Raw genomic sequence first — 11,979 nt, 5'->3', positions numbered from 1 at the left:
CGCGGTATGAGCGGCGGGGCAAGTGTCTGCGGCGGCACGACGTTTTCCCGGCCCGCCGGAACAAGCATCGAGCCCATGACATACCGCTTCTTCACTCCCACGCCGACGAGGGCGGCCACCGGCCATACCGCGGCCGTCTACCAACAGATGCGCGACGACTTTCTCGGGCCGTTGCCGACCTTCCAGGCGCTCTCGGCCGTGCCGGAGGTGCTGGCCGCGACCTGGGCGCTGATGCGGGAGGCGCTGCTCGCCGGCGACGCGCCCCGGGTCGAGCGCGAACTCGTCGCGGCAGCGGTGTCCCGGGCCAACCACTGTCAGTTCTGCGTCGACGCCCACGTGCTGCTGCTGCACGCGCTGGGCGCACCGAAGCTGGCCGAGGCCGTCGCCCGAGGCGAGACGCCCACCGAGCCGAGGCACGCCCAGCTCGTCGGCTGGGCGCAGGCGAGCCGCAGCCCCAGAGCCGCCGACTGGACCAGCACCCACGGCCCGGAGATCACCGGCACCCTGCTCGCCTTCCACTTCATCAACCGGGTCGTCTCCGCGTTGCTCGACCCCGACCTGCTCCCCGGCGGCCTGCAACGCTCCCCACTGGTGCGCTCGGTCGGGGGCCGGCTCTACGCCAAGGCGGCCCGGGAGTCGAAGGAGCCCGGCCGAAGCCTCCCGCTCCTCGACGCCGACCCGACGGCATCACCTCCCGCCTGGGCGGGGGACAGCCCGGTGGGCATCGCCTACGCGTCACTGCGGGACGCCGCCGCCCGGGGTGGGGACCTGCTGCTGGGCGACGTGGCGCGCCAGACCGTCACGGCCACCGTGCGCTGGGAGGACGGGCGGTTCCCGGCCCGGCCCGCGGACTGGGCCGTCGACCTGGTGCGGGACGTGCCGGGCACGGACCGCATCGGGACGCGGATCGCGTTGCTGGCGGCGTTCGCGCCCAGCGCGATCAGCCCGGGCGACGTCGCTCTCTGGCGGCTCTCCCACCCCGCCGACGCCGACCTCGTGCGGTTGGTCGCGTACGGGGCGATCACGGCCACCGATCACGTCGCCCGGGCCCTCGCCTCGGCGCGCCTCTAGGAGGTAACCCATGCGCAAGGCTCTCGTCATCGTCAGCGCCGTACTGCTCGTCGCGTTCGCCGTGCAGTTCGTCCTCGCCGCCGTGGGCGGGTTCACCAGACCCGCCGGCGACGACGCGTACGCGCTGCACAGCGTCAACGGCATGGCGGTCATCCCGATTCTCACAGTGCTCACCGCAGTGTTCGCCGCGCTGGCGAAGGCGCCGGGAAAGATCGTCGGCCTGGCGATCCTGCCGATCGGCCTCGTCGTCCTCCAGCCGCTCATCGCCATGCTGGCCGAGGCGTCCACCGACGCGTCGGGTGTCAGCACCCCGCTCGGCCTGACCATCGGTGGGTTGCACGCGCTCAACGGAATCATCGCGGTGCACGTCGTGGTCGGCGTCCATCGGGCGGCGCGACAGCTGGCCGCCCCGGTTCCCGCCGGCGCGGCCCGGCTGGTCACGCGGGAAGGAGAGCCGGCGTGACCACCGGGTCGCTGCTCGTGGCCGACCTCGTGATCGCGGTCCTCGCGGCCGCCGCCTGGCTGGGCGGTGGCGCCGCGTCCGCCGCCCGCCGCCGCCCGCTCGCGCTGGGACTGGCGGCCGTCGCCCTGCTCGCCACGCTCGCCCGCGCGATCACGATCACCGCCCTCGCCCGCGCCGGCTGGTGGTTCGCCGCGGAGAAGGTCCTCATCGCGGCCCCACTGTCGCTCGCGGCGCTGGGCGTCGCCGGTCCGCGGTTGCTGCGGGCCCCGGGCGACATCCGGGCCGTCGCGGTTCCGCTGCTCTTCGCCGGGTACGCCACGAGCAGCGCCCTGCTCGTGACGATCCTGCAGGGCTATCCGGCGTCGGCCGGCGCGGGGCTGCTCGCAGTCGCCGGAGTCGCGGCGGCCACGGTGATCTCGGGACGTGCGCTCGGTGCGCGCCCGTCCCGGACGGTGTCCCGAGCGGCCCTCGTGGTGGCGGTCGCGGCGCTGCTGACCGGAACCGGGCTGACCGTCGCCCCGGGTGCCGCGCCCGCCGTACCGCATGATCATGGTCTCCCGGCGGCCCGGATCGCCGACGAACCCACCCGGCGGTTCACACTGACCGCCGCAACCGCCACGGTGGACGCGGGCGGCCGGAACGTCGCGGCGTGGGCGTTCAACGGGCAGGTCCCCGGACCGGAACTGACCGCCACCGTCGGCGACGTGGTGGAGGTGACGCTGCGCAACCGGGACATCGGGCGCGGCGTCACAGTGCACTGGCACGGGTACGACGTGCCGAACGATCAGGACGGGGTACCCGGGGTGACGCAGGCGGCGGTGCGGCCCGGGCAGGAGTTCGTCTACCGGTTCCGCGCCGACCAGGCCGGAACGTACTGGTACCACACGCATTCGGCCTCCGACGTCGGCGTGCGGATGGGTCTCTACGGCGTGCTGGTGGTGCGACCGGGCCCGGTGACCGGCCTCGACGTCGCAGTGCCGGTGCACACCCTGGCGGGCCGTCCGTTGCCCGCGCCGAAGGTGGAGAAGGTCGAGGCCGGCCTGCCGGTGCGGTTGCGGCTGATCAACACCGACAGCACGACGCACCGGTACGCTCTGGCCGGGACCGCGTTCCGGGTGGCCGCGATCGACGGCGTCGACCTGCGCGGCCCGACGCCGCTGGTGGACACCGCAGTGCTGATCCCGGCCGGGGGCCGCTACGACCTGGTCTTCGACGCGCCGGCGACCCCGGTGGCGCTGTTCGTCGACGGGCGGGCGGTCTACTCGACCGGCCCGGTGTCGACGGCTACCGGCGCCTGGCCGGTACTCGATCCGCTCGGCTACGGCGCGACCGCTGCGGTGCCCTGGTCCCGGTTCGACAAGACGTTCACGCTCGTCCTCGATCGCGGCCTCGACCTGCGCGGACTGCTACCGCGGTACGCCCACACCGTCAACGGCAAGGCTGATCCCGACATCCCACCGCAGGTCGTACGCCGGGGTGACGTCGTACGGTTCACCATCGTCAACCGGTCGCAGATCGTGCACCCGTGGCACCTGCACGGCCACCACGTCCTGGTGCTGGCCCGCGATGGCGAGCTGGCGGCCGGAAGCCCGCTGTGGCTGGATTCGTTCGACGTCCGTCCGGGCGAGGTGTGGGAGGTGGCGTTCCGGGCCGACAACCCGGGAATGTGGGCCAACCACTGCCACAACCTGGCGCACGCCGATGCCGGGATGACGCTGCATCTCATGTACTCGTGATCGCGGAGGCCTGTAGTTTTCTGTCATGACTGAGGACACCTTCCGTTCGGTGGCGATCGAGCGCACCAGCCTGGGCAACTACGTCGTGCGGAACTCCCGTGGTGGGTCGGTGTCGTTGGGCACGGGCGAGGACGACAGTTTCACGCCGGTGGAGTTGCTGCTGGCCGCCATCGGCGGCTGCACCGCAGTGGACGTGGACCACATCACCAGTCGTCGTGCCGAGCCGACCGAGTTCGCCGTCGCCGTCACCGGTGACAAGATCCGGGACGAGGCCGGCGGAAACCGGATGCAGAACCTGCGGGTCGAGTTCACCGTGACGTTCCCGGAGGGCGCGGAGGGCGACGCGGCCCGTGCGGCGCTGCCCCGGTCGTTGCAGCAGTCGCACGATCGGTTGTGCACGGTCTCCCGTACCGTCGAGCTCGGCACTCCCGTCGCGATCGCCGAGGGCCCCGGGCCCGCCGGAGACTGATCGGCGCTGAGCACGGCTACTCAGGCCCGTGCGGTTCGTTCATGTGAGGGTGACGGCATGCGTCGACTACTGGTGCCACTGCTGATCGTCCTCACCGTGGTGGCGGCGTGCGCCGACCCGAACGCCCAGCCGGGTCGCTCGGACCCGACGGTCGCGGAGCCGGCACCCACCGAACTGCTCGCCGACGGCAGCGTGCCCTGGGCCGACCTGAAGATCACCGGCGAGGACCTCAACGGCCGCCCCGCCGCGCCGAGAACGCCGGCCGCCGGCAGCGAACCGTGCCGGGCGGAGCAGCTGACCGGCCGCCTGACCACCTGGACGCGGCCCGGCACCGGTGGTGAGACGCCTCGGGGTTTCGACGCCGCCATCGGCAAGCTCATCGGCGAAGTGGACGTGCGGAACTCGTCGACTGTCGAGTGCACGCTGCAGGGCGAGGTGCCCACGACCATGCTCGCCGGTGGCCGTGAGATCCCGATGCTCTACACCCACGGCATCGACGAGGAGGGCCGCACCCGGGTGGTCGCCGTGCCGGCCGGCGGCCACGCCAGCCTGCGCCTGGACTGGTCCGGGCCGTTCTGTCAGCCCGTGAAGGGGTCGTTGGAGCTCGCGATCGAGCTGCCGCACGATGGCGGCAGGTTGCGCGCACCTGTCACCGCCGACGAGCGCCCGGGCTGTCCGCAGGGGGAGGGGGTCCATCCCCGCGCGCGGGGGACGCTGTCCGCGAGTGGGTTCACCGAGCCGGTGGCGGTGTCGAAGCCCCCGTCCTCGCCGCTCGAAAAGCTCACCGTCGCCGTCCAGGGGCCGGCGACGGCCGTCGCCGGGTCGCGGCTCACCTACCGGGTGACGCTGGGCAACCCGACCGACGGCCCTCTCGCGCTGGACCCCTGCCCGGGCTACCTGATGGAACGGTTCTCTCTCGGCGACGCGACGAACGACGCGGTGAACTCGGCCCAGCTGTACCGGCTGAACTGCCGCGCGCTCCCGCAGATCCCCGCCGGCGGCAGTGCCGTCTTCGAAATGGTCGCCGAGGTGCCGGCCTCGATGCGGGCCGGGCGTGAGCTGAGCGTGACGTGGAAGTTGTATCTGCCGCACTACGTGCAGCGGGCCAACCAGTTCGGTGTCCTCACCCTCACCGTCGTCTGAGGAAGGTGCCTGCCGGGTCAGCCGCAGCGGCGAAGTCGACGTAAGCGAGAACGAGGGATAGATGCTGTTGAGGGTATGGGAGCGCTCCCGTAACATACCTGACGCGGCCTGTTAACGCTCACAACCGGTCACCGCACAATGACCACCACCAATGCATGGGCCGCCGTCCCGCGAGGAGGGTGCTACATGACCAGATCCAGAGCCACCAATGTTGGTCTGGTTGCGGCCGGCGTCGGCTTACTGCTGTCGTCGACAGTTGTCGCGGCGCTGCCAGCTGGTGCCGCGGCTGAGGGTTGTTCGGTGAACTACGCAGTGTCGTCGCAGTGGCAGGGCGGCTTCGGCGCCAACGTGGCGATCACGAACCTGGGTGATCCGTTGAGCAGTTGGACGTTGACCTGGTCGTACGGCGCCGGGCAGACGGTGACGCAGGCCTGGAACACGTCGCTGACGCAGAGCGGGTCGGCGGTGACGGCGAAGAACGTGAGCTACAACGGTGCGGTCCCGACCAACGGCACGGTGTCGTTCGGGTTCAACGGGTCCTGGACGGGCAGCAACCCAGCACCGGCGAGCTTCGCCCTGAACGGTGTCACCTGCACCGGTGGCACGACGCCGACCGACCCGCCGACCGACCCGCCGACCGATCCGCCGACGGACCCACCGACGGACCCACCGACCGATCCGCCGACGTGCAACCTTCCGTCGACGTACCGGTGGTCCTCCACCGGGGTGTTGGCGACCCCGAGGTCGGGCTGGGTGTCACTCAAGGACTTCACCGTCGCCCCCTACAACGGCCAGCAACTCGTCTACGCCACCACCCACGACAACGGCACCCGGTGGGGCTCGATGAACTTCGGCCTCTTCACGAACTACTCGCAGATGGCCTCGGCCAGCCAGAACGCGATGAACAACGCTACCGTCGCGCCGTCACTGTTCTACTTCGCGCCGAAGAACATCTGGGTGCTCGCCTACCAGTGGGGTGGGCCCGCGTTCTCCTACCGGACCTCGACCAACCCCACCAATCCGAACGGCTGGTCGGCGGCGCAGACCCTGTTCAGCGGAAGCATCACCGGTTCGGGCACCGGTCCGATCGACCAGGCGGTCATCGGTGACGACCAGAACATGTACCTGTTCTTCGCCGGTGACAACGGCAAGATCTACCGGGCCAGCATGCCGATCGGGAACTTCCCCGGCAGCTTCGGCTCCAACTACACGACCATCATGAGCGACACCACGAACAACCTCTTCGAGGCCGTTCAGGTCTACAAGCTCCAGGGCCAGACCCGTTATCTCATGATCGTCGAGGCGATCGGTTCGCAGGGCCGCTACTTCCGCTCGTTCACGGCCACCAGCCTCGGCGGCTCGTGGACGCCGCAGGCCACCAGCGAGAGCAACCCGTTCGCCGGCAAGGCCAACAGCGGCGCCACCTGGACCAACGACATCAGTCACGGCGAACTGCTGCGCACCAACGCCGACCAGACGATGACCGTCAACCCCTGCAACCTGCAACTGCTCTACCAGGGCCGTTCCCCCAGCTCCGGCGGCGACTACGGCCTCCTGCCGTACCGGCCGGGCCTGCTGACCCTGCAGCGCCCGGTCTGATCACGCTCGACTGACCCCGACGGGCGGGCTCGGCGTCACGCCGAGCCCGCCCGCACCACTCGGGTTCATGGAAGTCGCGGTATCCCGGTCGTCCTGACGCCGCGACTTTCTTGAACGCGAGTCGATCAAGCAACGGCAGCGCTGAGGCCGCCGGCGGCGTCCGTGTAAGGATGTCGTGTGAGCTGTGAGTCAACAATTTCGTCGGCGGTCGATCCAATCGCCTCCCCTCTCGTGCTGGAAGGGGAGGGGATTGTGCTGCGGGACTGGCTCGACGCCGATCTGCCGCACATGCCGGGCCTCTTCGACGCGCCGGACATCGCCGCGAACACCGATATTCCCTCTCCATTCGACGCGGACGCCTTTCTGGTCAGAATCCGGCGGCGCCGCGCCCAGGACATTGTCGACCTGGCCGTGACGCGCGACGACGGGGAGCCGCGTGGCCTCGTCGCACTGCACGTGGCGAGCGGGGTGCTGGGGTACGCCATCGGCCCCGCGCACCGCGGCCGAGGCCTGGCGTCGCGTTCTCTGCGGTTGATGACGACCTTCTGCCACGAAGAACTTGGCTTCACCCGGCTGCGGCTGAGCATCGTGCAGGGCAATGTGCCCTCGCAGCGGGTCGCTGAGTCCGCCGGATACGTCCGGAGCGACGATGACGTCGTCGAGAGGACGAATGGGTTGGGGCAGCCAAAGCTGCTCGAAACGTGGCATTGGATCGCTCCCGTGACGTCTGGCTGACAATCACGGGATACGACACGCACCATTCGGGGCGGCCTGAGGCTGACGAGTTTGGGACGATGCGCCGGTCGACCTACCGACATCACCCGACTCGAAGGGATCCCTCGCGATGGCAAAGGTCATCTCCACGCTGTTCATCTCGGCCGACGGTGTGGCCGAGATCGACCCTGACTGGCACTTCCCGTACTTCGACGAGAACATGGGCCGCGCAGTCACCGAGGACTATGACGCCGCCGATGTGCTGCTCATCGGCCGCGAGACGTACGACAGCTTCGCCGGGGCCTGGCCCGAGCGGGAGGCCGCGGGTGGCGACGACGCGCCGTTCGCCAAGCAACTCGGCGACATGCGCAAGGTCGTCGCGTCGCGCCAGCCGCTGGAGTTCTCCTGGCGCAACTCGGAGCTGATCAACGGGGACCTCCTCGACGCCGTCACCGCGCTCAAGGCCGATGCCGGCGTCCGGGGAGTCCTCATCCCCGGGTCGATCTCCGTGGTGCAGCAACTGCTCGCCGCCGGCCTGGTCGACGAGCTGCGTCTGCTCGTGCATCCGGTGGCCGCGCGCAAGGGCCGCAAGCTGTTCGACGATGGCGACGTGGCGTACCACCTGCGACTGGTGACTTCGGAGGCGTTCCCGACCGGCGTCCTCCGCGTGATCTACGCGCCGGGCACGGCACCGACTCCGGTCGGCTACGACGAAATCAAGGACCAGGTGCCAGCCGGAAACTAGACGCGCTTCGGGACGGCCGCTGCGCCGGCCGCTCCCGGATCCGGGTCACCGGCGCCCGGTGGTACGCACCACCGAATTGACCACCACCGATTCATCCCACACTTCGGACCGGCATTTAGTGAGGTCCATCGATATTGACGGTGGGCGTCGACGGCGACAGGATCTCGGGCACCACCACCCCTGATCCCTCCTGGGAGGCGCCATGACCCGTCCCCGCCTGCCCCGCCTGCGGGCAGCCACCCGGTTGGCCGCACTCGCGCTGGCCACCGCCGGCGTGCTGCTCACCGTCGCCACCCCCGCCAGCGCCGCTGTGCCCACCGGCCGTTACGTCGCGCTGGGCGACTCGTACACCGCAGGTCCTCTGATCCCCACCCAGGTCGACCTCAACTGTCTGCGGTCCAACCGGAACTACCCGTCGCTGGTGGCGGCGTCCGCCGGCTCGTCGTCGTTCGCCGACGTGAGCTGCTCCGGCGCCACCACGGAGGACATCCTCTACGGCGGTAGTGGCCAACTGGGCATCACGTTGCCGCCGCAGCTCAACGCGGTCACGTCGAACACGTCGCTGGTGACGGTGCAGATCGGCGGCAACGACATCGGTTTCTCCGGCATCATCGGCGACTGCGCGGAGGCGAGCGTCAGCAGCCCGCTCGGATCCCCGTGCAAGAACCGGTACACCGCCGGAGGTGTCGACCAGTTGCAGGCGAGGATCGTCGCCGCCACGCCGAAGATCACCGCTGTGCTCCAGGCGGTCCGGCAGGCCGCACCGGGCGCGCGGGTCGTGGTGCTCGGCTATCCGGCGATCCTGCCGGACAGCGGTTACGGCTGCTGGCCGGTCGTTCCGATCGCCTACCAGGACGTGCCGTACCTGCGTGGTGTCGAGAAGTCGCTCAACGCGATGCTGGCCAGCGTCGCGAGCGCCAACGGCGCCACCTACGCCGATGTCTACACCCCGTCGATCGGCCGCGACGCGTGCAAGGGCAGCGGCACCCGGTGGGTCGAGGGTCTGGTGCCGCAGAACTCGGCCGCGCCGTTCCACCCCAACGCCCGAGGTGAGCAGGGCATGGCCACCGCCCTGATTGCCAGGCTGAACAGCTGACCGAGCCGTGAACGGCCGAGCCCGCCCCGCCGGCAGCGGCGGGGCGGGTCACTCCTGCGATGCGCCGTGGCGGTGCCCAGACTCGCTGTGCTTGAGATCGAGGAGTCCGGGGTACCGAAAGCTATGCCGAATGTAGGGCAAGTCATCGGAGACCGTTACCGCCTGGTCGAAAGCATCGCCAGCGGCGGAATGGGTGACGTGTGGCGGGCGGTCGACGAAACCCTCGACCGCTGCGTGGCGGTCAAGATGCTGCAACCTCGGTTGGCCACCGACGGCGGCTTCGGTGAGCGCTTCCGGCGCGAGGCGCGGGCCATGGCAGCCCTGCGTCACCCAGGTGTCGCTCAGGTCTACGACTACGGTGAGGTGTCTCGGTCCGGAGCGCCGGTCCTCGCCTACATCGTGATGGAATGCGTGCAGGGGCAGCCCTTGTCGGAGCGGATCGCCGAGGTCGGCCGGCTGGACGTGGCCGAGACGATGTCGATCGCCGCGCAGGCCGCCCGTGCCCTGCAGGCCGCGCATGACGCCGGTGTCGTCCACCGTGACGTCAAACCCAGCAATCTGATCATCGAGCCGGACGGACACGTCGTACTCGTCGATTTCGGTGTTGCGGTGACGCGGGAAGCGACGAGCCTGACCGCAGCGAACCAGATCGTCGGCACCGCCCTGTACATGGCACCCGAGCAGGTCGCGAAGAACGAGACCACACCGGCGATCGACATCTACGCGCTGGGGGCTGTCGTCTACCACTGCCTCGCCGGTCGACCGCCGCACCAGGGCGACAATGCCGTCGCGGTGGCGCTGCGGCATCTCGAAGAGGAACCGTCGCCGCTGCCCGAGGACATTCCGGCGGAGGTCCGGCGTGTGGTCGCCACCGCGATGGCCAAGGAGCCCGCAGACCGCTTTCCGACGGCAGCGGCCATGGCCGGGGCGGCGCAGGCACTCGCGGCCCCGTCCGACCACCTGCTGGCCACCGCGACCGGGGCGACCGAGATCGGGGTGCGGACCGAGGTCACGGGTGCCCGGCGGTCGGCCCCGGGCGGCACGGTGAGCCGGGCCGTCACTCCTGGGCCCAGAGCGCTCGCGGTGCTTCTCGGATCCCTGGCCGCCGCGGCTGCCGTCCTGGTGCTCGCCGATCCCATCGGGATCATGCCCGGCCCGACCGGGCGCCCGTCGACGCCTCCCGTGGTGCCACCCGCGGTGTCGCCAACGGTGCCGCCGCAGCGGGAACCAGGCCCCGGCGTCGGCGGCGGTGAACCAGCCACCCGCAGTTCCGCGGGCCTGCCGGTCCGAGCGTCCGGCTCCCCGACCCCGACGCCCACCCGAGCCGAGGGGACGGTGGATCCGTCGACGCCGTCCGGCGGGAGCACTGGGGATGCGCCCGATCCCACCGCGTCCGAGAGCGCTCCTGCGGAGCCGACGGAGGCCCCGACAGCAGCCCCGACGGGCGGAACGACAGCGCAACCGACTGAGGAGACGACGGAGGACCCGGCGGCGGACTCAACGTCGGAACCGACGGCGGAGGAATCGACGGCGGAGGAATCGACGGCCGGAGGAGAGACCGCGGTGCCGCAGGCGTAGCGGACGGCGGCGGCGACCCCGGTCTTGTGACTGGGCCGGGCCGCAAGATCCGCCCTTTGCTCTGCACCTGCGGAAGCGCCATCCAGCTGTAGGCCGGTGGTGCCTCGGCGGGTGCAGAGCAAAGGGCACGTCGAGCGGGGTCGGCCCGAGGCCGTCATGGACGCCGAGACGGACGGCGGTTGCCTGCGCAACGCAGACTGGCGTGACGACCGAGGCCGCCACGCCAGTGGTGCGATGTCAGGAACTGATCGGCGTCAACTGGTGCGACAGGTGATCGTCGGCCAGTTCCAGTTGCCGTTGGCCATGATCGTTACGCCGAAGTTGTTGCCGTTGCCGTTCGGCGTCGCGGTGACGGTGCCGCTGTTGCCGTTGACGGCGGCGTTCCAGCTGTTCTGAATGCTCTGGCCGCCACCGAGGCCGAGGCTGACGACCCAGTTGTTGGTGCCGCTGACAGCGACGTTGAGGTTGAACCGGTCACCCCACTGCTGGCCGGCGGAGAGCGTCGCGTTGCAGTTTCCGGTCCCCGGGTTGCCGGTGGGAGGCGGGGTGGTCGGGTTGCCACCGCCGCTGCCCTCCCGGACGGTGATGTCGGAGCTTCCGCTGCTCTGGTAACCCTCGGTGGCCATGACCTGGTAGCTGTGGTTGGTGCCGAGGTTCAGACCGGCCCGGGCCCAGGCGTCGAAGTGATTGGCGGTGGTGATGGTGCCACTCGAGCGCTTCTGCTGGCGGACGCTCCAGAACTGGTAGAACGTCTGGTTGCCGTCGATCGACGGGGCGTTGACCCGCTGGCTGCGGAGGATGTCGTAGGTGCCGCCGTCAGTGGTGACCGTGCCCATCCGGGTGGCGCCGCTGCTCGGGTTGTAGCTGCCGAAGTTCTCCACCACGTAGTACTCGATGAGCGGGTTGCGCGTCCATCCGTACAGGGCGAGGTAGGTGTTGTTGTTACCCGGGTTGTAGCTGCCCGAGTAGGTGACCGTCCGACGGTTGCCGGTGGCCCAACCCTTGCCGCCGACCCAGTTGTTGGTGCTCCTGTCCCAACTGCTGGTGTATCGGCCGTCGGCGCGCAGCGTCATGCTGGCGTTGCCGCTGTCCTTCCAGAACGAGAAGTAGTACCCGTTGTGCGTGCCGGTGAGGTTCGACGTGAGGGTCCGGTCGGCCTCGGCGTACGCGTTGGTGGCCGTCATCGTGCCGGCGACGGCCACGACGGCGGCGCATGCGGCGCCCATGAGCAACCGGATGCGGCCGCGGCCTCTCGGTTTGGTGTGGCTGGTGTCGGTCATGGAACTGTTGCCTCCTCTGACGGCTGGCGGGGGCCAGCGGCGCGGTACGCCTCGGCAGGCTGCCGGTGGTCGGGTGACAGCCACG

Annotated in this window: 11 protein-coding genes; 10 read left to right on the top strand and 1 reads right to left on the bottom strand. The window is 70.2% G+C overall.

The window, feature by feature from the left end; all coding sequences use genetic code 11:
• Positions 1-75: 75 nt before the first annotated feature.
• The 10 genes from GA0070561_RS27685 to GA0070561_RS27640 all read left to right on the top strand — a co-directional run bounded on the left by GA0070561_RS27685 (position 76) and on the right by GA0070561_RS27640 (position 10,614).
• Positions 76-1,071, top strand: a complete 996-nt coding sequence (locus GA0070561_RS27685) for a carboxymuconolactone decarboxylase family protein (protein WP_091406983.1) — start codon at positions 76-78, stop codon at positions 1,069-1,071.
• Between the two features lie 10 nt (positions 1,072-1,081).
• Positions 1,082-1,534 (top strand): DUF6220 domain-containing protein, encoded by a 453-nt coding sequence (locus tag GA0070561_RS27680; RefSeq protein ID WP_091406981.1) that lies wholly within the window; start codon positions 1,082-1,084, stop codon positions 1,532-1,534.
• Positions 1,531-3,270: a multicopper oxidase family protein gene (locus GA0070561_RS27675; RefSeq protein ID WP_091406979.1), complete on the top strand. Its 1,740-nt coding sequence runs from the start codon at positions 1,531-1,533 to the stop codon at positions 3,268-3,270. Before GA0070561_RS27680 ends, GA0070561_RS27675 begins: the two co-directional genes overlap by 4 nt.
• Positions 3,271-3,295: 25 nt before the next feature.
• Positions 3,296-3,739, top strand: a complete 444-nt coding sequence (locus GA0070561_RS27670; protein ID WP_091406976.1) for an OsmC family protein — start codon at positions 3,296-3,298, stop codon at positions 3,737-3,739.
• 57 nt (positions 3,740-3,796) lie between these two features.
• Entirely contained in the window at positions 3,797-4,882 is a 1,086-nt protein-coding gene (locus GA0070561_RS27665) for a hypothetical protein (protein ID WP_141710470.1), read from the top strand.
• Between the two features lie 186 nt (positions 4,883-5,068).
• Complete coding sequence (locus GA0070561_RS27660; protein WP_091406971.1) at positions 5,069-6,481, top strand: glycoside hydrolase family 62 protein; 1,413 nt, start codon at positions 5,069-5,071, stop codon at positions 6,479-6,481.
• A gap of 231 nt (positions 6,482-6,712) precedes the next feature.
• The gene (locus GA0070561_RS27655; protein ID WP_091406969.1) at positions 6,713-7,216 is read left to right on the top strand and encodes a GNAT family N-acetyltransferase; all 504 of its coding nucleotides are present in this window, start codon (positions 6,713-6,715) and stop codon (positions 7,214-7,216) included.
• Between the two features lie 109 nt (positions 7,217-7,325).
• Positions 7,326-7,940: a dihydrofolate reductase family protein gene (locus tag GA0070561_RS27650; protein ID WP_091406967.1), complete on the top strand. Its 615-nt coding sequence runs from the start codon at positions 7,326-7,328 to the stop codon at positions 7,938-7,940.
• A gap of 202 nt (positions 7,941-8,142) precedes the next feature.
• Complete coding sequence (locus GA0070561_RS27645; protein ID WP_091406964.1) at positions 8,143-9,036, top strand: SGNH/GDSL hydrolase family protein; 894 nt, start codon at positions 8,143-8,145, stop codon at positions 9,034-9,036.
• A 189-nt stretch (positions 9,037-9,225) separates the two neighbouring features.
• On the top strand, positions 9,226-10,614 hold the full coding sequence (locus tag GA0070561_RS27640; protein ID WP_244166458.1) for a serine/threonine-protein kinase: 1,389 nt from the start codon (positions 9,226-9,228) through the stop codon (positions 10,612-10,614).
• A gap of 254 nt (positions 10,615-10,868) precedes the next feature.
• Here GA0070561_RS27640 and GA0070561_RS27635 read toward each other — a convergent pair whose 3' ends face one another.
• Complete coding sequence (locus GA0070561_RS27635; RefSeq protein ID WP_091406961.1) at positions 10,869-11,894, bottom strand: glycoside hydrolase family 11 protein; 1,026 nt, start codon at positions 11,892-11,894, stop codon at positions 10,869-10,871.
• Positions 11,895-11,979: the final 85 nt, after the last annotated feature.

Source organism: Micromonospora saelicesensis, assembly GCF_900091575.1.
Lineage (GTDB): Bacteria > Actinomycetota > Actinomycetes > Mycobacteriales > Micromonosporaceae > Micromonospora > Micromonospora saelicesensis.
This window is presented reverse-complemented; position numbering and strand designations above follow the sequence as displayed.

What these genes read in the sequence shown, in the direction of transcription:
- GA0070561_RS27685 (WP_091406983.1), top strand. Translation starts at nt 76, where the DNA reads ATGACATACCGCTTCTTCACTCCCACGCCGACGAGGGCGGCCACCGGC.
- GA0070561_RS27680 (WP_091406981.1), top strand. Translation starts at nt 1,082, where the DNA reads ATGCGCAAGGCTCTCGTCATCGTCAGCGCCGTACTGCTCGTCGCGTTC.
- GA0070561_RS27670 (WP_091406976.1), top strand. Translation starts at nt 3,296, where the DNA reads ATGACTGAGGACACCTTCCGTTCGGTGGCGATCGAGCGCACCAGCCTG.
- GA0070561_RS27665 (WP_141710470.1), top strand. Translation starts at nt 3,797, where the DNA reads ATGCGTCGACTACTGGTGCCACTGCTGATCGTCCTCACCGTGGTGGCG.
- GA0070561_RS27660 (WP_091406971.1), top strand. Translation starts at nt 5,069, where the DNA reads ATGACCAGATCCAGAGCCACCAATGTTGGTCTGGTTGCGGCCGGCGTC.
- GA0070561_RS27650 (WP_091406967.1), top strand. Translation starts at nt 7,326, where the DNA reads ATGGCAAAGGTCATCTCCACGCTGTTCATCTCGGCCGACGGTGTGGCC.
- GA0070561_RS27645 (WP_091406964.1), top strand. Translation starts at nt 8,143, where the DNA reads ATGACCCGTCCCCGCCTGCCCCGCCTGCGGGCAGCCACCCGGTTGGCC.
- GA0070561_RS27640 (WP_244166458.1), top strand. Translation starts at nt 9,226, where the DNA reads ATGGGTGACGTGTGGCGGGCGGTCGACGAAACCCTCGACCGCTGCGTG.
- GA0070561_RS27635 (WP_091406961.1), bottom strand. Translation starts at nt 11,894, where the DNA reads ATGACCGACACCAGCCACACCAAACCGAGAGGCCGCGGCCGCATCCGG.